Origin of the sequence: Methylobacterium sp. 275MFSha3.1 (assembly GCF_900108435.1) — a bacterium.
In the GTDB taxonomy this organism is placed as follows: Bacteria; Pseudomonadota; Alphaproteobacteria; order Rhizobiales; family Beijerinckiaceae; genus Methylobacterium.
On record NZ_FNWP01000025.1, the window covers coordinates 16,924 to 36,413 of the forward strand.

The window sequence follows — 19,490 nt, forward strand, 5'->3', positions numbered from 1 at the left end:
CCATGAGCGTGAGAGATCTGATTCCCTGGAACCGCACCCCCGCCCCGACGCCGGCCGCCCTGTCGCAGGAGCCGGCCAGCCCCTTCCTGACGCTGCACCGGGAGATGAACCGCCTGTTCGACGACGTGTTCGGCGGGTTCGGCGGGATGCCGAGCCTCGCGGGCCGCGGCTTCGGCTGGCCCCATGTCGAGCTGGCGGAGGCGGACGGCGCGCTCCGCGTCTCCGCCGAGCTTCCCGGCCTCGACGAGAAGGACGTCGAGCTGCTCATCGCGGACGGCGTCCTGACCCTGAAGGGCGAGAAGCGCGCGGAGACCACCGACACGGGCCGCGGCTATTCCGAGCGCAGCTACGGCCGCTTCGAGCGGTCGATCGCCCTGCCCGTGCCGGTGGAGGAGGACAAGGCCGAGGCGACGTTCCGCAACGGCGTCCTCACGGTGACGCTGCCGCGCGCGGCCGAGGCGCCGGAGCGCCGCCGGCGCATCGCCATCAACGACACCGGCGCGCCGGCCGCCAAGCACTGAGCCGGGCCCTGGGCCGACCCTGGGGGTGACCGCCTGCGCGGTCGCGGACCCGAACGCATGACGCGACGGCCGGCGCGGCCCGATCGGGCGTGCCGGCCGTCCCAGCCTTTGCTCACGATGAGGAGGGTCGCATGCAGCCGATCGATACCAACCCCGTCCATCCCGCGTTCCGTCCCGAGATCGGGCGCCTCGGTCCGATGGCGGCCGCCAACCTGAGGCCGCAGGCGGTCGAGCCGTTCGAGGCCTTCGTGGCGCCGGGCGACGTCTTCCGGCACCCGCGGGAGGTGCTGCGCTATCCCGGCCTGTCGCGGGCCGAGAAGCGGGCGATCCTGGCCTCCTGGGCCTCCGACGCCCGCGCGGTCGAGTCCTGCCCGACGCTGCGCTGCCTGCCGGGCTGCCGGGCCGAACCCGTGCCGCTGAGCGCGATCCTGGAGGCGCTCCAGGCGCTCGACGAGGGTTCGGCACCGCCCGCAGCCCCGCCGCCCGAGCCCCCCGTCCCCGCGGCGCTCTTCCGGCGCTGGGAGCCCGGTCCGGCCGGACCGGAGCCCCTGCTGAACTGAGCCGGGGAGGCGCGCGATGGCAACCTTCGACCTGCGGGGTGGGCACGGGCTCCTGCCCCGGACACGGCGCGGCCGGCGCGGAGGGCCGGCGCGGACCACCGACGGCACGGTGCTCAGCCGCTGGCTCCTGTCCGTGGCCCTGTGCCTCGCCCTGGCGGCGCCCTGCCCGGTGCCCGCCCTGCCCTGGGTGCTGGCGGCCCTGCTGAGCCTGTCGGGCTTCGCGTGGCTCGGCCGGGCGATCACGCGGGCCGGACCGCCGGCCAACGCCCGGCACCTGACCGCCTGGGACGCGGCCCTGCTGTCCTTCGCGGCGAGCTTCGCCGTCCAATCGGCGGCGCGCCTCGGCCTCTTCGGCGGCTGAGCGCGCTCCTCCAGGGAGGCAACCATGCAAGATGGGACGATCGGAATCCGAAACGCCATCCCGCCCGGCCCGGCGGCCGCGCGCCTGCCCGACCTGGAGCGCGCCCTGGTCAACCCGGCCGCGGTGTTCGACACCCCGGCCGCGTTGCGCGATCATCCCCGGCTGCTCCCGAGCTGCAAGCGGGAGATCCTGCGGCGCTGGGCCTGGGACGAGTACCTGAAGGAGGTCGCCGCCGCCGAGGGGATGGCCGAGGGCGAGCCGTCGCGACTCGACGCCGTGAAGGCCGCCCTCCTGGCGCTCGGCGAGGCGCGGCGTCCCGATCCCGCCGCGCCGGCCGCCGCGATCCCGGCGCCCCGGGCGCTCGATCGCGCGGCGGCCTGAGCGCGCCGCGGCCGTCACACGACCATCACACGACCGAGAACCGGAACTCCGTGGCGGCCGCGAAGGTCTCGCCCGGCCGCAGGACCGCGGAGGGGAAGCCGGGCTGGTTCGGCGCGTCCGGAAAGCCCTGCGTCTCGAAGCAGACGCCGTCGCCCGACCGGTAGATCCGCCCGGACGGGCCGATCAGGCGCCCGTCGAGATTGTTGCCGCTGTAGAGCTGCAGCGCCGGCTGCGTGGTCCAGACGTCGAGCCGCCGCCCGCTGCCGGGATCGACGCAGGTGGCGGCCGGCCGCAGCGTCCCGGCGGCCCCGCGCAGCGCGAAGGTGTGGTCGTAGCCCTTGGCGTAGGTGAGCTGCGTGTCCCCGGCGCGGATCCGCGCCTCCAGGGCCCGCGGCGCGCGGAAATCGAACGGCGTCCCGGCGACCGGCAGCAGCGCGCCGGTGGGGATCTGAGTCGCGTCGGTCGGCGCGAAGGCGTCCGCCTCGACCTGCACGACGTGGCCGAGGACGCCGCCCGCACCCTCGCCGGCGAGGTTGAAGTAGCTGTGGTTCGTGAGGTTCAGGACCGTGGGCCGGTCGGTCACCGCGGCGTAGTCCACGCGCAGCACGCCCTCCGCGGGCAGGCTGTAGGTGACGCGGACGTCGAGAGTGCCCGGAAACCCCTCCTCCCCGTCCGGCGAGCGGCGGCTCAGGACGAGGCGCGTCGCGTCGCTGAGTTCCGCCCGCCACAGGCGCCGGCCGAAATTCTCCGGGCCACCGTGGAGGGTGTTGGGAGGCTCGTTCACCGGCAGCCGGTAGTCGTGCCCGTCGAGGCTGAAGCGCCCGCCCGCGATGCGGTTCGCGTAGCGCCCGACGATCGCGCCGAAGCTCGGGCTCACGGTCTCGTAGCCCGCCAGGGTGTCGAGGCCGAGCACGACGTTGGCCGGACGGCCGGCGCGGTCGGGCACCTCGATCGCCGTGATGGCCGCGCCGTACTCGATGACGGCGACGCGCAGGCTGCCCCGGCTCAGGGTGTGGCGGCCGACCGGTCGGCCGTCCGCCGTCGTGCCAAACGGTTCGGCCGGCATCCGGCTAGCGCTTCCAGACCCCGAGCCGCTCGCTCCGGGCGTGGTCCTCGGCCGCGACCAGTTCGGGGCTCGCCTCCGGGGCGGCGCGGCCGCCGCCGTTGAACAGCACCACCTCGGAGAGGTCGCGCCCGTCCACGAGGCAGTTCATGTTCGCGCTGCCGGGGGCGGGCTGGCAGGTCACCGACCGGTTGCCGATGTACCGGGCCAGCTCCTCCGCCTGGCCGCCCCGCACCCACTCGACGCCGAACAGGTGCACGACCTTGCCGCCGACCTTGAGGGTCGCGGTATCGATCACCTGGGCCTGTCCGGTCACGGCGTTCGGCGGCAGCGGCGCGTCAGGCTCGGGATCGCCGCCTGTTTCGGGGGGCGGCGTCACCGTGTCGGGGGCCGAGGCCGGGGGGGGCGCGGCGCCGCTCGGGGCTTCCGCGCGGGAATCCGTGCGGGAAGCGGTCGGGGCGGCGGGGCGCCCGGATTCCGGCGCGGAGCGGTCCAGCACGAGCCCCGCGGCGAGCACCGCCACCAGGGTGCCGGCGACGGCGCCGAGGAGCAGCCGGCGCTGCCGGCGCCCGCCGTCATCGATCCCGCCCCCGCCGGGGCTGAGGCGGTCGCGCACGTGGCCGAGGCCGTCGCGCAGCGTCTCGCCGAACCGTCCGGGACCGCTGTTCCAGGCCGCTGCCGGATCTGCGCCCGCGGCCGGCCCGGCCTCTGCGTCGACGGGCGGGCGGGCGAAGCGTCCGCGCAGGTTCGTCCGCAGGCTTGCGAACCGGCCGGCGGCGGTCTGCGCCAGCACGCGGCCCTGCTCGGAGGAGCGCTCCGCCAGGGAGCGCGCCCGCTCGGACTGGGTCCCGACGAAGCGGGCGGTCGCGGCCTTCATCTCGTAGGCGCCGCTCAGCAGGGACGAGTCCCGGGCCTCCTCGGCGGTCGCCGGGGCCGGTTCGGGCTCGGGCTCCGGCGGCAGGAACAGGGCGGGATGGCGCGCGCGCAGCTCCGCGACGAGGTCCGCGAGGGTCATCGGCTCGGAGGTGCCCTCCCGCCGCCGCGCGGCCCCGTGGCGGTCGAGGACGCGGAGGCCGGTCCCGGACTCGTCCGGGGCGCAGGCGGCCTCGGCCAGGAGCTCCAGGGTCCGGACCGCGACGGGGCGCGGACGCGCGCGCGCGATCTCGGCCCGGATCGTCTCGCGCAGGGCGAGGCGGCCGGGACTGTCGAGAACCGGCCGGGCCGGCTCCGTCTCCTGTTGCTCCACCACCGTTGAAGACGTCATTCATCCGATCCCGGCATCACCGACGCGCGGCGTGAAGGAGGCTCGATCGCGCCTCCCGACGAAGGGCGCCCGCGGGCGCCCCACGGAACGCCCGACCCGCAGGACCGATCCCGCGACGCGCCCCGCCGCACGCTTCCCTCGCTGGCGCCCTTCCTAGCCGCCCTTGCAGGCGTTCTTGTAGGAGCCGCCGCACACCCCGCGCGAGCCCGTGCTCGCCGCGGGGTGGCGGACCGCGACGCGCGGCTCTTACGCCTTGCCGGGCGAGGCGGCCAGGGTTCCGGCCTGGATGCTCCGCCGCAGGACGCGACCGGTCTCGCCGAGGATGTAGGGCCGCGTCCCGGCGAAACCCACCTCCAGGACCAGCTCGGCCTCGCCGCTGGACACGGCGCCCCGGCCCGGATTGGCGGTGCGGAAATCGACGATCGTGCGGATCGTGCAGGTCTCGGTGTCGCAGGCGGCGCGCATCGCCCGCGGCTCGTAGCGCCGCTCGGGCCAGCGCTGGACGAAGCTGCGCTTCTCGGCGACCAGGGCCGCCGTGGTGATCGGCCGCCCGTAGAAGCGCACGCGGGTCGCGTAGTACTGGGTCGCGGCCCCGACCATGGTGTCGCTCGGACCCGAGACGGTGGCGAGGTAGCTCGTCGTCAGCGCCCGGGCGGCGGCCACGCGCTCCGCCGACGCGCCCGGCGCCGGGGCGGTCGCGGCCGGCGTCTCGGCGAGCCGGTGCGGGTGGCGCGCGGGGTGGTGCAGGTGTTCCCGGACCGGCGGACGCTCCAGGGCGGCCGCCCGCTTCGGTCCCGGCGCCCGCGTGGCCGCCGCCTTCGGCAGGGCGTCCTCGCCCGGCTCGGGTCTGGCGGCCTGCCGGACCGGCTCGGCGGCGCGCACCGGCGCTTTCGCCGCGTCCTTCGTCGATTCCTTCGCCGCCTCCTGCGCCGATTCCTTTCCCGGACCCTGAGCGGAACCCTGCGCCTGCGCGGCGGCCCGGGGCGGCGGGTCGACCCAGGCGCTCTGGGCGGCGGCACCGCCCGCGAGGGCGAACGGCAGGAGCATGCCGAGGGCGAGGGCCTGGGGACGGACGGGACGTGTGGCGGACATCGGTGCCTTCCTGGCGGCCGGGGCGGGCATCATGGAGAACGCGCCCGCGTGGGTCGGGGGTTCCACGAAGGGCTCGGGCGCGCCCACATCCTGCCGAACTCCGCGACGGCGACCAGCCCGGAATTGCGGGGATGATGGGGTTGCGTTCGTGCGTTTGGGTACCAAGTCGGGGACAGACTTGGCCTTTGGCCGGTCCCGGGTTCCCTACCGCGTTCCAGACTGCCCGCTCCCCCGTGCACCGAGGCTCCCTTGGCCCGACCTGAGACCGAGTCGCCCTCCGGCCCGCTTCCCGGGAGCGCGCGATGAGCACGCAGCCGCGCCGGGCCCTGCTGCTCTGCAACGCCAAGGCGCGCAACGGCGCCCTGGATCTCGACGAGGTGCGGGAGGTCCTGCGGGCGGGCGGCATCGAGCCGGAGGAGCCGCCGCCGGAAGCCGATTGCCGCGACGTGATCCGCGACCGGGCCGGCGCGGTCGATCTCGTGATCCTGGGCGGCGGCGACGGTACCATGAACTACGCCGCGCCCGCCCTGGTGGCGAGCGGCCTGCCCTTCGCGATCCTGCCGCTCGGCACGGCGAACGACCTCGCCCGCTCCCTCAACCTGCCGCTCGACCCCCTGGCGGCGGCCCGCTTCATCCCGACCGCCCAGGCGCGGCCGGTGGATCTCGGTTGGGTCAACGGCCACTACTACTTCAACGTGGCGAGCATCGGCTTCTCGGCGGAGCTCGCGGGCGAGCTGACGTCCGAATCGAAGAAGACCTGGGGCGTCCTCGGCTACGCGGTGGCGGCCGTCCGGGTCTTGCGCCGGGTCCGGCCCTTCACGGTGACGATCGAGCACGACGGCGTGGTGGAGAAGGTCACCACGATCCAAGTTTCGGTCGGCAACGGGCGCCACTACGGCGGCGGCATGACCGTGGAGGAGAGTGCCGCGGTCGACGACGGCAAGCTCGATTTCTACAGCCTGGAGATCAAGCACTGGTGGCGGCTCCTCGCGCTGCTGCCCGCCCTGCGGCGGGGCACGCATGGACGGGCCGCCGACGTGCGGGCGTTCCACACCCAGGAGATCCGGCTCTCGACCCGCAGGCCCCGTCCGGTGAACACCGACGGCGAGCTGACCACGCGCACGCCCGCCCATTTCAAGGTCTTTCCGAAGATTCTGCAGGTCCTGGCGCCCGAACCGGTGCGCGGACCGGCCCCCTTCGACCTGACGGCCCTCGGGAGCCGCCTGTTCCCGACCAGCGAGGCACCGCGCCCGTGACTGATCTGCTCCAGCTCGCCAGTCAGCCCGCCGTCTGGGCTGCCCTCGCCACGCTCGTGGTGATGGAGGTGGTGCTCGGCATCGACAACCTGATCTTCATCTCGATCCTGACCAACAAGCTGCCGCCCGAGCATCAGACGCGGGCGCGGCGCATCGGGATCGGGCTGGCGCTGATCCTGCGGCTGGGGCTGCTCGGCACGGTGGCGTTCATCGTGCACCTGACCGAGCCGGTCTTCTCGGTGCTGGGCCAGGACTTCTCCTGGCGCGACATGATCCTGATCGGCGGCGGCCTGTTCCTGCTCTGGAAGGCGACCAAGGAGATTCATCACACGGTGGATCCGGAGCCCGAGACCCCGGGCGTGACCGGCGGCACGATCGGCTTCGGCGCGGCGATCGGCCAGATCCTGCTCCTCGACCTCGTCTTCTCCATCGACTCGATCATCACGGCGGTCGGCATGACCGAGCACGTGCCGGTGATGATGGTGGCGGTGGTGGTCGCCGTGGTGGTGATGCTGGTCGCCGCCGAGCCGCTCTCGGCCTTCATCGCCCGGAACCCCACCGTGGTGATGCTGGCCCTCGGCTTCCTGATCATGATCGGCATGACGCTGATCGCCGAGGGGTTCGGCGCGCACGTGCCGAAGGGCTACATCTACACCGCGATGGCCTTCTCGGCCGGCGTCGAGGGCCTCAACATGCTGGCCCGCCGGCGCCGCCGTCCCGCCCGGGACGGCGCCCCCGCGTCGACCGGTCCGGCGCGGCGCGCCTGAGAGGGAGCGACCGTCATGCGGATCCGCGCGGCCCTCCTCCTGCTCCTCCCCGCTGCCGTCCACGCGGAGACGAAACCGATGGCGCCCGATCCGACGGTCCTGCACGACCTCGCCCCCACCGGCACGCTGCGGGCGGCGATCAACCTCGGCAACCCGGTCCTGGCCCAGGACGGCGCCGACGGACCCGCGGGGGTCTCGGTCGACCTCGCGCGGGCGCTGGCGGCCCGGCTCGGCGTGCCGGTGGCGTTCGTGACCTTCCCGGGGGCCGGCGCGGTCTCGGGCTCGGCGGGCTCCGGGACCTGGGACATCTGCTTCCTGGCGATCGACCCGAAGCGGGCGGAGGGGATCGCCTTCACGGAGCCCTACGTGCTGATCGCCGGCAGCTACCTCGTGCCGGCCGCCTCGCCGATCCGCTCCCCGGAGGCGGTGGACCGCGACGGCGTGCGCGTGTCGGTCGGGCGCGGGAGCGCCTACGACCTGTATCTGACCCGCGCCCTCCAGCACGCGACCCTGGTGCGGGCCCCGACCTCGGCCGAGGCGATCACGGCCTTCACCCGGGACGCTCTCGACGTCGCGGCCGGCGTCCACCAGCCCCTCGCCGCCTACGCGGCGGCCCACCCGGAGGTGCGGCTGCTGCCGGGGCACTTCATGGAGATCCCGCAGGCGATGGGAACGCCGGTCGGGCACCCGGCGGGCGCCGCGTATCTCGCGGATTTCGTCGCGCGGGCGAAGCGGGACGGGCTGGTGCGGCGCGGCCTGGAGGCCAGCGGACAGGATCCGGAGCTGGCGGCGCCATGAGTTATCGGCGGCCATCGAACCCGCACACCTCGTCCTGAGGTGCGAGCGGAAGGCGCCTCGAAGGAGCTTCGAAGGAGCTTCGAAGGAGCCCTTTCAGGGCTCGTGCGGCCGACTGGATCCCTCCTTCGAGGCCTGCTGGGGCAGGCACCTCACGATCGGATCTACGGACGGACAGAGGATCGAGCGGAACCTCACGATCCGGGGTTCTCTCCATGTCCCGAGGAGTCTCTCGGCCGGCGTCACGCGCTCCGTCATCACGAGCGAAGCGAAGTGACCCAGAGGGTAGCGCGACCTCGGTGGACGTCGTGCCGCTGGGTTGCTTCGCTCCGCTCGCAAAGACGGTCAGATCGATGCCATCAACCGGACGCCGGATCACACCACGAGGTTCACGATCCGCCCCGGCACCACGATCACCTTCCGCGGCGCCTTGCCCTCCAGCACCTTCTGGACGGCCTCCAGCGCCAGAGTCGCGGCCTCCACGGCCTTCGCGTCGGCGTCCCGCGGCACGGTCACGTCCGCGCGCTTCTTGCCGTTGATCTGGACCGGCAGGGTGATCTCGTCCTCGACCAGGAGCCCCGCCTCGGTCTCGGGCCAGGGCGCCTGGGCGACGAGGCCGCCGCGGCCGAGGACGGACCAGCACTCCTCGGCGAGGTGCGGCATCATCGGGGCGATGAGCTGCACCAGGATGCCGGCCGCCTCCTGGGCGGCACCGGCCGAGACCGGCCCGCGCAGGCCGTCCTCCAGGGCGTTGGCCAGGGTGTAGATGTGGGCGACGCAGCGGTTGAAGCGCAGGCGCTCGATATCGTCCTGCACGGAGGCGAGCGCCCGGTGGGCGGCCTTGCGCAGGGTCAGGTCCGCGGCGCCGTCGCCCGCCGCCTGCCCGGCCGCGTTCACCAGCCGCCAGACCTTCTGGACGAACCGGGCAGCGCCCTGCACGCCCTCCTCGGTCCAGATCACGTCGCGCTCGGGCGGCGAGTCGGACAGCATGAACCAGCGCGCCGTGTCGGCCCCGTAGCTGGCGATGATGTCGTCGGGGTCGACCACGTTCTTCTTCGACTTCGACATCTTCTCGATCGGGCCGATCGCGACCGGCGCCTGAGTTTTCACGTGAAACGCGCGGCGCTCGCCCTCCTCGGTGGCGAAGCGGATCTCGGCCGGGGGCACCCAAGCGCCGGACGCGTCCTTGTAGGTCTCGTGGACGACCATGCCCTGCGTGAACAGGCCGGCGAACGGCTCGGCGACGCCGGCCCAACCGGTCTCGCGCATCGCCCGCATGAAGAACCGGGCGTAGAGCAGGTGCAGGATCGCGTGCTCGATACCGCCGATATACTGGTCCACCGCCAGCCAGCGGTCGACCACGGCCCGGTCGGTGGGCGCGTCCGCTAGCCAGGGCGCGGTGAAGCGCGCGTAGTACCAGGACGAGTCGACGAACGTGTCCATCGTGTCGGTCTCGCGCCGGGCCGGCGCGCCGCAATGCGGGCAGGGCACGTTGCGCCACGCCGCGTCGCGCTCCAGCGGGTTGCCGGGCTGATCGAACGACACCTCCTCGGGGAGCTTCACCGGCAGGTCGGCCACCGGCACCGGGACCGGGCCGCAGCTGTCGCAGTGGATGATCGGGATCGGGCAGCCCCAGTAGCGCTGCCGGGAGACGCCCCAGTCGCGCAGGCGGAACTGGACCTTGCGCCGGGCGACCCCCTCCCCTTCGAGGCGCCGGGCCACGGCCTCGAAGGCCTCGTCCGTGCGCATCCCGTCGAGGAAGCGCGAGTTGATCATCCGCCCGTCCTCGACATAGGCGGTGTCGGTGATCACGAAGCTCGCCGGATCCTGCCCTTCCGGGCAGACCACGGGCGTATTGCCGAGCCCGTACTTGTTGGCGAAATCGAGGTCGCGCTGGTCGTGCGCCGGGCAGCCGAACACCGCGCCGGTGCCGTACTCCATGAGCACGAAGTTCGCCACGTAGACCGGCAGCTCCCAGGACGGGTCCAGGGGATGGCGGACGGTCAGGCCGGTGTCGAAGCCGTGCTTCTCGGCGGTGTCGATCGCGGCCTGGGCGGTGCCGGTGCGACGGCACTCCTCGATGAAGGTCTGCAGCTCCGGCCGTCCCTCGGCCAGCGCGGCGGCCAGGGGATGGTCGGCGGCGATCGCCAGGAACTTGGCGCCGAACAGGGTGTCGGGCCGGGTCGTGTAGACGGTCACGGATTCGGGCGCGCCGGCCACCGGTCGGGCCAGTGCGAAAAGAACCTCCAGGCCCTCTGAGCGGCCGATCCAGTTCTTCTGCATCAGCCGGACCTTCTCGGGCCAGCGGTCCAGACCGTCCAGCGCGGTCAGCAGGTCCTCAGCGAAGTCGGTGATCTTGAAGAACCACTGGGTCAGCTCGCGCTGCTCCACCAGGGCGCCGGAGCGCCAGCCGCGGCCGTCGATCACCTGCTCGTTGGCCAGCACCGTGTGGTCCACCGGGTCCCAGTTCACCTTCGCGGTGCGGCGGGTGACGAGGCCCTTGGCCAGGAAGTCCAGGAACATGCGCTGCTGGTGCTTGTAGTAGTCGGGATCGCAGGTCGCGATCTCCCGGCTCCAGTCGAGCGACAGGCCCATGGCCTTCAGCTGGTCGCGCATCGACGCGATGTTGGCGTAGGTCCAGTCCCGCGGGTTGACCTTGCGCTCCATGGCGGCGTTCTCGGCCGGCAGGCCGAAGGCGTCCCAGCCCATCGGGTGCAGCACGTTGAAGCCGCGGGCGCGCTTGTAGCGGGCGACCACGTCGCCCATCGCGTAGTTGCGGACGTGGCCCATGTGGATGCGCCCCGACGGGTAGGGGAACATCTCGAGCACGTAGTATTTCGGGCGGCCGTCGGCATTGTCGGTCTCGAACAGCCGCTTCTCGGCCCAGGCCTCCTGCCAGCGCGGCTCGGCATCCTTGGCGTTGTAGCGCTCGACGGGCTGGGGGGCGGTGCTGGCGGTCATGGATCCGGCTGCGTCAGGGGCTCGTCGGTCATTCCGAAGGATGACCACGGCACGGTCGCGCCGCGATAGCATATCTGCGCCGCAGCCGGTCAACGCGGCGCGCGATTCGGGCTTGCGCGGGGCGCGCGAACGCATAGGTCGGCGGGGATCAGGCGCGACGACGACGCGCGCCGAGGCTCATACCACGCAGACCGACGCCCGGCAGCGACAGGACAGGCACGCCATGGACGACGCGACGACCGGCACGAACGCCCCTCCGACCGACGGGATGGGACAGAGGACCGACAAGCTTCCCGTCGGTCAGGCCGATGTCGCGGCCGGGCTCGCCGAGGTGCGCGCCGCCATCGCCCGCGCGGCCGAGGATTCGGAGCGCGACCCGGCCGAAGTGCAACTCGTGGCGGTCTCCAAGACCGTCCCGGCCGAGGGCATCCTGCCAGCGCTGAAGGCCGGCCATCGCGTCTTCGGCGAGAACTACGTCCAGGAATCCACCGCGAAGTGGCCGGCCCTCCGCCACCGCTTCCCGGACGTGGAGCTGCACCTCGTCGGGCCGCTGCAATCCAACAAGGCCCGGGAGGCGGTGGCGCTGTTCGACGTGATCCACTCCCTCGACCGGCTGTCGCTCGCGGCGGCCCTGGCCAAGGAGATCGAGCGGTCCGGCCGGACCCCGAAGCTGCTCATCCAGGTCAACACCGGCGCGGAACCGCAGAAGGGCGGCGTGCTCCCGGACCAGCTCGCCACCCTCCTGTCGGAGTGCCGGGAGACCCACGGGCTGGCGATCCAGGGCCTGATGTGCATCCCGCCCGCGGACGACCCGCCCTCCGCCCATTTCGCCCTGCTGGCCCGGCTCGCACACGAGCACAACCTGCCGATCCTCTCCATGGGCATGAGCGCGGACTTCCCGGCGGCGATCCAGCTCGGCGCCACCCATGTCCGGGTCGGGACCGCGATCTTCGGGGCCCGGACCCGGAAGGCCTGACGCTGGGCCCGGGCCTCAACCTGGGCCCGGGCCTCAGCCGATCCGCAGGTGCGTCCGCGGCCCGAGGCGCCCGAGCAGGCGCAGGAGATCGGCCCGGGCCAGGGCGACGCAGCCCTCCGTGGGGCGGTACCCGTCCCGGGCGATGTGCAGGAAGATCGCCGAGCCCCGCCCCTTCCGGATCGGGGCGCGGTTGTAGTCGAGGTCGATCACCACGTCGTAGAGCCCGTCGCCCCGCCACATCGATTCGGCGCTGACCCCCGGGGCCGGCAGGCGGATCGGCCGGTTGTAGCGGCGGTCCCGGCTCTCGTCGCACCAGCCGTCCTCGGGGCGGGTCGCCCGCAGGGGCAGCAGCGTGCGCGGCCGGACCGCGAGGTGGTCGGGCCGGTACGCGCCGCCGCGCAGGCGGAAGCGCCCGCGCGGCGAGCCGCCGTCGCCCTCGCGCTTGTCGCCGACGATCCCGCCCGCCCCGAGGGCGCAGGGAATCACCGCCGGGCCGACGAGGAGCTGCCCGCGCCGCCGGTCCCCGACGAGGGCGCGGACGCGGATCTCCCCCAGGGTCAGGCGGATGGGTCCCCTGCTCGGCCGCCGCATCTCCGTCCTCCCGAATCCGCCCGGTCCCGGGGCCTTATGCCCGGGATCGGTACTTCGAACCGGTGAAAAATTGCGCACAAGGCAACTTCCGGCCACAAAGGATGCTCTATCTCTCGGTTGAACCCGGGCCGCCGAGCCGGGATTCGGGAGCGCGCCAGCCCCCCGCCGCGCCGCGGGGACCGCCGCCGTGATCCCGGAGCGGCGCGCCCCCGATCCCGCAGCCCGTTCGCCGGGGCGCTTGTCACGGCGGCGAAAGGATGCGGAAACACAAGCCTGGGTAGGGTCGTCGCGCGATCCTGCCGAGATCTGACATCATCGCATGCTGCACCCGGCAGGCGGCCCTCGCCCCTCCCGCAGCACGCATTGGGGCCCGGACGATGCCGAATGTCTACCGCCTGCTGATCTGCGACGACGACGCGGTCCTGCGCGATACCCTGACCGAGCAGCTCGATCTCTGCGACGAGTTCACGGTCTTCACCGAGGCCAACGCCACCGACGCGATCCGGCGGGTCGCCGCGGAGCGGATCGACCTCGCCGTCATGGATGTCGGCCTGCCCGACCTCGACGGGCGCGAGGCCGTGCGCCGGATGCGCGCCGCCGGCTTCCGCGGCCCGGTGATCATGCTGACCGCCCAGGATTCCGAGGCGGACCACGTCGAGGGGCTGGAGGCCGGCGCCAACGACTACGTCACCAAGCCGTTCAAGTTCGGCATCCTGCTGGCCCGGATCCGCGCCCACCTGCGCAGCCACGAGGCCTCCGAGGACGCGGTCTTCCAGATCGGCCCGTACACGTTCCGCCCGGGCGCCAAGCTCCTCGTCGGCGAGCGCGGCTCCAAGCTGAAGCTCACCGAGAAGGAGACCGCGATCCTGCGCTTCCTCTACCGGGCGGGCCGGGCCGTGGTGAACCGCGACACCCTGCTGGCCGAGGTCTGGGGCTACAACGCCCAGGTGACCACGCACACGCTGGAGACGCATATCTACCGGCTGCGCCAGAAGATCGAGCCGAACCCCGCCACCGCCGCGATCCTCGTGACCGAGGGCGGCGGATACAAGTTGCTGCCCTGACGAATTGAAGCTTTACGTGTAGGCGATCCGGCGGGTTCGCGTATGCGCAGGGTGGTGAGGCGTTCTTGGGGCTCGACGACGATATCGCGATCCTCGCGGCCGCGCCGCTGTTCGGCTTCCTCGACCGGGACGCCCTGCGCCTGCTGACCTTCGCGGCCGAGCGGCGCGACCTCGCGGACGGCGACCTGCTCTTCGCCCGCGGCGATCCGGCCGATGGCGGCTTCGTGGTGATGGCGGGCACAATCCGCCTGGAGCCCCGGGTTCCGGCGGCCGAGCCGGTGCGGGCCGGGCGCTCGGCCCTGATCGGCCAGCTCGCCCTGTTCGTGCGCGGGACGCGCCCGACCGAGGCCCGGGCCGAGGGGAGCGCCGCGGTGATGCGGATCACTCCGATGCTGATGCGCCGCGTGCTGGAGGAGTTCCCCGCCGCCGCGCGGGCCGTCCACGACACCCTGGCGGACGACCTCGCCGGCCTGGTGACCGATCTCGATCAGGTGCGCGAACTGCTCGAGGTCATCGACGGCATCTCCTCAGGTGACAGCTCCGGTGGCCGCTTGTAAGCACGGGCTCCCGCCGCAAGAGTTCTGACCCGTCCCATGTCCCAGGCCGGCAAGCCCCATTCCGATCTCGCCCATTCCGATCTCGCCCAGACCATCGAAGCCGCCTGGGACGACCGCGCCAACGTGTCGACCGCCACCAAGGGCGCGGTGCGCGAGGCGGTCGATGCGGCCCTGGAGCTGCTCGATTCGGGCAAGGCCCGCGTCGCCGAGAAGTCGGGCAACCACGACTGGGTGGTGAACCAGTGGCTGAAGAAGGCGGTGCTGCTCTCCTTCCGCCTCAACGACATGGCGACGATCGAGGGCGGCCCCGGCGGCGCGCCCTGGTGGGACAAGGTCGCGTCGAAATTCGCCGGCTGGGGCGAGGCCGAGTTCCGCGCCGCGGGCCTGCGCGCCGTGCCGGGCTGCTTCGTCCGCCGGGGCTCCTACATCGCCCCCGGCGCCGTGCTGATGCCGAGCTTCGTCAATCTCGGCGCCCATGTCGGCGAGGGCACGATGGTCGACACCTGGGTGACGATCGGCTCCTGCGCGCAGGTCGGGAAGAACTGCCACATCTCGGGCGGCGCCGGTATCGCGGGCGTCCTGGAGCCGCTCCAGGCCAACCCGGTGATCATCGAGGACGACTGCTTCATCGGCGCCCGCGCCGAGGTGGCGGAGGGCGTCATCGTCGGCCAGGGCAGCGTCCTGTCCATGGGCGTCTATATCGGCGCCTCCACCAAGATCGTCGACCGGACCACCGGCGAGGTCATGTACGGCCGGGTGCCGCCCTACTCGGTGGTCGTCTCGGGCACGATGCCCGGCAAGGCGCTGCCGGACGGCACGCCGGGCCCGGGCCTCTACTGCGCGGTGATCGTCAAGCGCGTCGACGCCGGCACGCGGTCCAAGACCGCCATCAACGAGCTGCTGCGCACCTGATTCACCCGGGACCTGGCGGGAGCGCGATGGAGACGTCCGAGCTGACTCTGACGGTGGCGGGCCGGACGGTGCCGACCCCCTGCGACCGGATCGGGACGGGGCCGGACGCGCTCCTGCTCCCGGCCCTGTCGACCATCTCGGCGCGGGCCGAGATGCGCGGCCTCGCCGGGCGGCTCGGGACGGAGTACCGCTGCCTCGTCCCCGACTGGCCGGGCTTCGGCGCCCGGCCGCGGGCGCGGGTCCCCCTCGCCCCGGCGACCTTCCACGCCTTCCTGGACGCCCTGCTGGCGGCCGCGCCCGGACCCTACGCCCTCGGCGTCGCGGCCGGCCACGCCGCCGGCTACCTCGTGGCGGCGGCGCGGCGCCACCCGGGGGCCTTCGGGCGGCTGGTCCTGGTGGCCCCGACCTGGCGGGGACCGCTGCCCACCGCGATGCCGGGGCGGGCGCACTGGTTCCCGCGCATCCGACGGGCCGTGGAGGCCCCGCTCCTCGGCGAGGCGCTCTACCGGATCAACATCAGCCCGCCGATCATCGGCCGGATGATGCGCGCCCACGTCTACGCCGACGCGGCGCGCGTCACCCCGGCGGTGATCCGCGACAAGCACGCCATCACCCGCCAGCGCAACGGCCGCTTCGGCACCGCCGCCTTCGTCACCGGCGGCCTCGACCCGGTGGGCAGCCGCGACGCCTTCCTGGCGCTGTTTGGCGACGGCCTGCCGCCGACCCTGGTGCTGCGCCCCGCGGGCGCCCCGCGGCGCTCGGGCGCCGAGATGGACGCCCTCGTCGCCGGCGGCCGCGTGACCGGCGCCGCGATCCCCGGCGCCCTGAGCCCGCACGAGGAGCATCCGGACGCCGTGGCCGCCGCGATCCGGGCGGCGTGAGCGCGGCGCGCGGGCCGGCGCGTGTGACAAGCGGCCCGGATCGCCGCCGCCCCGCCCTGGACAGGCGTGTGTGCCTGTGCAGGGACTGAACGGGCCGGCTGAGCCGTTCCTCCGGCAGCGGGCGCGCCCCGCAGATTCCATCCGAGAGAGTCCCGGATCCGATGCTGCGCACGCCGTCCCTGCCCCTCCTCGCCCTGGCCGCCCTCGCCCTCCTCCTGGCCGTCGCGGCCCGCGCCGAGGATTCCCCCCGCCCGGCCCCCTCGGCCCCCCCGGCAACGCCCGCGGCCCCGTCCCTCGGCGCCGACACGCTGAAGCCCGGCAAGCCCGCCGTGAAGCCCTATCTGGCCGACGGGGCGGTGCCGGACGCCGTCCAGTTCCTGCCCTCCCCGCCGGCCCACGACGCGCCCCTCGACAAGGCCGACCGGGCGGCCTTCAACAGCACCCGCGCCCTCAAAGGGTCGCCGCGCTGGGAGCTGGCCGCCAACGACGTGTCCGAGGGCGCCGCCGCCGTCCTGGAGAACTTCGCCTGCGTGCTCGGCACCCGGATCGATCAGGCGCGGGTGCCGGCGGTGATCAACCTCCTGGAGCGCGCCCGCCTGGATCTCGCCCGGGCGACGCGGGGACCCAAGGTCCATTACCGGCGCCTCCGCCCGTTCGTCGGCAACGAGGCGCCGATCTGCGTGCAGCGCAGCCAGGCCCTTGCCGACAGCTTCAGCTACCCGTCGGGCCACGCCACGCAGGGCTGGGCCTACGCGCTGATCCTCGCGTCCCTGGTGCCCGAGAAGGCGACCCCGATCCTGGCCCGCGGCCGGGCCTACGGCGAGAGCCGGATCGTGTGCGGCGTGCACTGGCTCAGCGACGTGGCCGCGGGACGCCTGACCGGCACCGCGGTCTTCGCCACCCTGATGGGCGACGCGGCCTTCCGCGCCGATCTCGACAAGGCCCGCGCCGAGCTTCGCGGCGCCCTCGCCAGCCCCGGGACGGTTCCCGATCAGGCCGCCTGCACCCGGGAGGCGACCGCCCTGCGGGAGCCCCCACTCGAGTTCTAGGCGCGAACGATTGTAGATTTGAACGCTTCCAAGTGTGTGATTTACAACACGTTTTCGGCTTGATCGAGCGGCCGTGATCGATGGTACGGGAGCCCCGGGCGCCGTGTAGAGGCGCGTTCGTGGGTTCCCGATGTCGTTTCGTTCCGCTCCGTCCGGTCTGCTCCTCGCCACCACCGCACTGACCACCGTCGCCCTGGTCCCGGCGGCCGCCGCGCAGGGCGCCGCCGTCCAGCTCGACGAGATCTCCGTGGAGGCCGCCCGCCCGGCCGCCGCGGCCCCGACGGGCGTCGGCGGCGGCGGCAATGTCAGCCGCGGCGACGGCGGCGGCGCGGCCACCAGCGGCGGCGGCGGCGGCCCCTCCGGCGTCACCGGCTACGTGGCGCGCGTGAGCCCCGCGGCGACCAAGACCAACACGCCCCTGCTCGAGACCCCGCAATCGGTCTCGGTGGTCACCCGGGAGCAGCTCAACGACCGCAACGTGCAGGATCTGGCCCAAGCGATCGCCTACACGCCGGGCGTGTCGAGCAGCGTGTTCGGCTTCGATCCCCGCTACGATGCCTTCTACATCCGCGGCTTCAGCGCGACCTACAACGGCATCTTCCGCGACGGCCTGCGCCTCAATGCCGTCGGCCTGACGATCCCGCGCAGCGAGCCCTACGGGCTGGACGCGGTCACCATCCTGAGGGGGCCGGCCTCGGGCCTCTACGGTCTCGGCTCGCCCGGCGGCATCGTCGACTCGACCTCGAAGCGCCCGGTCTTCGTACCCTTCGGAGAGGTGCAGTTTCAGGCCGGCAACTACGACCGCTTCCAAGGCAATTTCGACATCGGCGGCCCGGTGGCGGGCACCGACGGGACGATGGCCTACCGCGTGACCGGCGTGAAGCGCCAGTCCAACACCTACCTGCCCGGCGGAGACGACGACCGCACCTTCATCGCCCCGTCCTTCACGTGGCGCCCGGATTCCGACACCAGCTTCACCTTCCTCAGCGAGTATTTCGAGTCGCGCCTGCCGGGAACGTCCTTCTTCTACAACCATCCGGGCTTCCGGGTGACCAATTTCTACTCCGGCGATCCGGCGCTCAACCAGTACAAGCAGCAGCAGTATCGCGTCGGCTACGCCTTCGAGCACAAATTCTCGCCGGATCTGATCTTCCGTCAGAACTTTCGCTACTACGACGTTCGCGCGGATTACGATTACACGTCGATCACGGGGCTGAACCCGGCCCGGACTCTGGGCGCGCGGACGGCCGGCGCCTACGTGGACACGCTGAGCCAGATCTCCCTCGACAACCAACTCGAAGGCCACTTCACCACCGGTCCGATCCAGCACACCCTGATCGGCGGGGTCGATTACGCCCATTACGACTACACGCGCGCCTTCGGTTTCGGGGCCGCGCCGGACCTCAACCTCCTGACCCTGAACTACGGGCAGCAGGTGATCGCCCGGCCGCGCTACACGAACTTCCAGAGTCAGGCGCAGGATCAGATCGGCGCCTATTTGCAGGATCAGGCCAAGCTCGGGCGCTTCGTGCTGACCCTCACCGGCCGGCACGACTGGGTCTTCCAGAACACGAGCGACCGGACGGCCGGCACGGTCGCCGACCAGACCGATCGGGCCTTCTCGGGCCGCATCGGCCTGAATTACCTGCTCACCGACTTCCTGGTGCCCTACGCCAGCTACGCCACGACCTTCACGCCGCAGGTCGGCGTCGACGTGAACGGGAACCCGTTCAAGGCCGCGACCGGCGACCAGATCGAGGCCGGCGTGAAGGCGGCCATCCCGAACACCAACATCACGACGTCGTTCTCAGGGTTCGACATCGTGCAATCGTCGCTCCTGCGGCAGGATCCCAACAACATCGCCAATCAGGTCGCGACCGGGTCGGTCGAGTCGAAAGGGTTCGAGGCCGAGCTGACGGCGAACTTCGCGCCGGGAACCAACCTGACGCTGTCCTACACCCACCTCAACCTTCGCTATCTGCGCCAGACCTCCCTGGTCACCGGGCGGCCGATCGACGGCAACGCCCTCTCGGGGATCCCGGGCGACAGCTTCACCGCCTTCGGGACCTATCAGTTCGCGCCCGGCTCGCCGCTGGCCGGCCTGCAACTGGGCGGCGGCATCCGCTACGCCGGGACGAGCTTCGCCGACGACGAGAACACCGTCCGCAACCCGACCGTGACCCTGTTCGACGCGCTGGTCGCCTACGATTTCGCGGCCCTCGACCCGAAGTACAGGGGCTTCCGCGCGCAGATCAACGCGTCCAACATCTTCGACCGCAGCTAAACGACCTGCCAGGCCGGGTTCTGCTACCGCGGCGCGCCCGCGACGGTCATCGGCAGCCTGATCTACCGCTGGTAATGTCCGGGAGCGGGGGCCGCGGCATGGCAGGTCCCCGTCCCCGGCACTGGAGCCGGGATCGGAAACCGTCCTAAGGCCGG

18 protein-coding genes and 1 pseudogene are annotated in these 19,490 nt (G+C 72.8%); 14 read left to right on the top strand and 5 right to left on the bottom strand.

The features are described from left to right. The first annotated feature begins 2 nt into the window (after positions 1-2). The 4 genes from BLW78_RS24690 (at position 3) to BLW78_RS24705 (ending at position 1,823) form a co-directional block, all read left to right on the top strand. Positions 3-521, top strand: coding sequence for an Hsp20/alpha crystallin family protein (locus BLW78_RS24690; RefSeq protein ID WP_091682673.1), 519 nt, complete (start codon positions 3-5; stop codon positions 519-521). 131 nt (positions 522-652) lie between these two features. Further along, a complete protein-coding gene (locus BLW78_RS24695) occupies positions 653-1,081 on the top strand; it encodes a hypothetical protein (protein WP_091682675.1) in 429 nt (142 codons plus the stop codon). A gap of 16 nt (positions 1,082-1,097) precedes the next feature. Next, positions 1,098-1,442, top strand: a complete 345-nt coding sequence (locus BLW78_RS24700; RefSeq protein WP_091682676.1) for a hypothetical protein — start codon at positions 1,098-1,100, stop codon at positions 1,440-1,442. A 24-nt stretch (positions 1,443-1,466) separates the two neighbouring features. Continuing rightward, complete coding sequence (locus BLW78_RS24705; RefSeq protein ID WP_244527044.1) at positions 1,467-1,823, top strand: hypothetical protein; 357 nt, start codon at positions 1,467-1,469, stop codon at positions 1,821-1,823. A 25-nt stretch (positions 1,824-1,848) separates the two neighbouring features. Here the strand turns inward: BLW78_RS24705 and BLW78_RS24710 are convergent, their stop codons facing one another. The 3 genes from BLW78_RS24710 to BLW78_RS24720 form a co-directional block, all read right to left on the bottom strand. Then, positions 1,849-2,889, bottom strand: coding sequence for an aldose epimerase family protein (locus BLW78_RS24710; protein WP_091682679.1), 1,041 nt, complete (start codon positions 2,887-2,889; stop codon positions 1,849-1,851). 4 nt (positions 2,890-2,893) lie between these two features. Further along, positions 2,894-4,150 carry a thermonuclease family protein gene (locus BLW78_RS24715; protein ID WP_091682680.1) on the bottom strand — a complete coding sequence of 419 codons (1,257 nt, stop codon included), beginning with the start codon at positions 4,148-4,150 and terminating at the stop codon, positions 2,894-2,896. A gap of 246 nt (positions 4,151-4,396) precedes the next feature. Next, positions 4,397-5,242 (bottom strand): hypothetical protein, encoded by an 846-nt coding sequence (locus tag BLW78_RS24720; RefSeq protein ID WP_026605104.1) that lies wholly within the window; start codon positions 5,240-5,242, stop codon positions 4,397-4,399. Positions 5,243-5,544: 302 nt separating this feature from the next. On the opposite strand from BLW78_RS24720, the gene BLW78_RS24725 reads away from it, so the two are divergent. Genes BLW78_RS24725 through BLW78_RS24735 form a run of 3 tightly spaced genes read left to right on the top strand, consistent with a single transcriptional unit; the run spans position 5,545 to position 8,063 of the window. After that, entirely contained in the window at positions 5,545-6,498 is a 954-nt protein-coding gene (locus BLW78_RS24725; protein WP_091682682.1) for a lipid kinase, read from the top strand. Then, complete coding sequence (locus tag BLW78_RS24730; protein WP_020094277.1) at positions 6,495-7,265, top strand: TerC family protein; 771 nt, start codon at positions 6,495-6,497, stop codon at positions 7,263-7,265. Before BLW78_RS24725 ends, BLW78_RS24730 begins: the two co-directional genes overlap by 4 nt. Before the next feature lie 15 nt (positions 7,266-7,280). After that, the gene (locus tag BLW78_RS24735) at positions 7,281-8,063 is read left to right on the top strand and encodes an ABC transporter substrate-binding protein (RefSeq protein WP_091682684.1); all 783 of its coding nucleotides are present in this window, start codon (positions 7,281-7,283) and stop codon (positions 8,061-8,063) included. Between the two features lie 372 nt (positions 8,064-8,435). On the opposite strand, the gene leuS is transcribed toward BLW78_RS24735, so the two are convergent. Next, positions 8,436-11,021, bottom strand: a complete 2,586-nt coding sequence (gene leuS, locus BLW78_RS24740) for a leucine--tRNA ligase (protein WP_091682685.1) — start codon at positions 11,019-11,021, stop codon at positions 8,436-8,438. A 268-nt stretch (positions 11,022-11,289) separates the two neighbouring features. Between leuS and BLW78_RS24745 the strand changes: the two genes are divergently transcribed. Further along, on the top strand, positions 11,290-11,997 hold the full coding sequence (locus tag BLW78_RS24745; RefSeq protein WP_170855234.1) for a YggS family pyridoxal phosphate-dependent enzyme: 708 nt from the start codon (positions 11,290-11,292) through the stop codon (positions 11,995-11,997). A gap of 33 nt (positions 11,998-12,030) precedes the next feature. On the opposite strand, the gene BLW78_RS24750 is transcribed toward BLW78_RS24745, so the two are convergent. Next, positions 12,031-12,588, bottom strand: a complete 558-nt coding sequence (locus BLW78_RS24750; protein ID WP_091682689.1) for a L,D-transpeptidase family protein — start codon at positions 12,586-12,588, stop codon at positions 12,031-12,033. A 377-nt stretch (positions 12,589-12,965) separates the two neighbouring features. Here BLW78_RS24750 and BLW78_RS24755 point away from each other — a divergent pair, with 377 nt between their 5' ends. From BLW78_RS24755 to BLW78_RS24780, 6 genes and pseudogenes are all read left to right on the top strand, one after another. Then, positions 12,966-13,652, top strand: coding sequence for a response regulator transcription factor (locus tag BLW78_RS24755; protein ID WP_020094282.1), 687 nt, complete (start codon positions 12,966-12,968; stop codon positions 13,650-13,652). Between the two features lie 65 nt (positions 13,653-13,717). Then, positions 13,718-14,209 carry a cyclic nucleotide-binding domain-containing protein gene (locus BLW78_RS24760; protein WP_091682691.1) on the top strand — a complete coding sequence of 164 codons (492 nt, stop codon included), beginning with the start codon at positions 13,718-13,720 and terminating at the stop codon, positions 14,207-14,209. Between the two features lie 36 nt (positions 14,210-14,245). After that, entirely contained in the window at positions 14,246-15,121 is an 876-nt protein-coding gene (gene dapD, locus BLW78_RS24765) for a 2,3,4,5-tetrahydropyridine-2,6-dicarboxylate N-succinyltransferase (RefSeq protein WP_091682692.1), read from the top strand. 26 nt (positions 15,122-15,147) lie between these two features. Continuing rightward, positions 15,148-16,002, top strand: coding sequence for an alpha/beta fold hydrolase (locus tag BLW78_RS24770; RefSeq protein ID WP_091682694.1), 855 nt, complete (start codon positions 15,148-15,150; stop codon positions 16,000-16,002). 161 nt (positions 16,003-16,163) lie between these two features. Further along, complete coding sequence (locus BLW78_RS24775) at positions 16,164-17,051, top strand: acid phosphatase (protein ID WP_091682695.1); 888 nt, start codon at positions 16,164-16,166, stop codon at positions 17,049-17,051. 130 nt (positions 17,052-17,181) lie between these two features. Next, positions 17,182-19,410: pseudogene (locus BLW78_RS24780) on the top strand (TonB-dependent siderophore receptor). The last annotated feature ends 80 nt before the right edge of the window (positions 19,411-19,490 follow it).

What these genes read in the sequence shown, in the direction of transcription:
- BLW78_RS24690 (WP_091682673.1), top strand. Translation starts at nt 3, where the DNA reads ATGAGCGTGAGAGATCTGATTCCCTGGAACCGCACCCCCGCCCCGACG.
- BLW78_RS24695 (WP_091682675.1), top strand. Translation starts at nt 653, where the DNA reads ATGCAGCCGATCGATACCAACCCCGTCCATCCCGCGTTCCGTCCCGAG.
- BLW78_RS24700 (WP_091682676.1), top strand. Translation starts at nt 1,098, where the DNA reads ATGGCAACCTTCGACCTGCGGGGTGGGCACGGGCTCCTGCCCCGGACA.
- BLW78_RS24705 (WP_244527044.1), top strand. Translation starts at nt 1,467, where the DNA reads ATGCAAGATGGGACGATCGGAATCCGAAACGCCATCCCGCCCGGCCCG.
- BLW78_RS24710 (WP_091682679.1), bottom strand. Translation starts at nt 2,889, where the DNA reads ATGCCGGCCGAACCGTTTGGCACGACGGCGGACGGCCGACCGGTCGGC.
- BLW78_RS24715 (WP_091682680.1), bottom strand. Translation starts at nt 4,150, where the DNA reads ATGACGTCTTCAACGGTGGTGGAGCAACAGGAGACGGAGCCGGCCCGG.
- BLW78_RS24720 (WP_026605104.1), bottom strand. Translation starts at nt 5,242, where the DNA reads ATGTCCGCCACACGTCCCGTCCGTCCCCAGGCCCTCGCCCTCGGCATG.
- BLW78_RS24725 (WP_091682682.1), top strand. Translation starts at nt 5,545, where the DNA reads ATGAGCACGCAGCCGCGCCGGGCCCTGCTGCTCTGCAACGCCAAGGCG.
- BLW78_RS24735 (WP_091682684.1), top strand. Translation starts at nt 7,281, where the DNA reads ATGCGGATCCGCGCGGCCCTCCTCCTGCTCCTCCCCGCTGCCGTCCAC.
- leuS (WP_091682685.1), bottom strand. Translation starts at nt 11,021, where the DNA reads ATGACCGCCAGCACCGCCCCCCAGCCCGTCGAGCGCTACAACGCCAAG.
- BLW78_RS24745 (WP_170855234.1), top strand. Translation starts at nt 11,290, where the DNA reads ATGGGACAGAGGACCGACAAGCTTCCCGTCGGTCAGGCCGATGTCGCG.
- BLW78_RS24750 (WP_091682689.1), bottom strand. Translation starts at nt 12,588, where the DNA reads ATGCGGCGGCCGAGCAGGGGACCCATCCGCCTGACCCTGGGGGAGATC.
- BLW78_RS24755 (WP_020094282.1), top strand. Translation starts at nt 12,966, where the DNA reads ATGCCGAATGTCTACCGCCTGCTGATCTGCGACGACGACGCGGTCCTG.
- dapD (WP_091682692.1), top strand. Translation starts at nt 14,246, where the DNA reads ATGTCCCAGGCCGGCAAGCCCCATTCCGATCTCGCCCATTCCGATCTC.
- BLW78_RS24770 (WP_091682694.1), top strand. Translation starts at nt 15,148, where the DNA reads ATGGAGACGTCCGAGCTGACTCTGACGGTGGCGGGCCGGACGGTGCCG.
- BLW78_RS24775 (WP_091682695.1), top strand. Translation starts at nt 16,164, where the DNA reads ATGCTGCGCACGCCGTCCCTGCCCCTCCTCGCCCTGGCCGCCCTCGCC.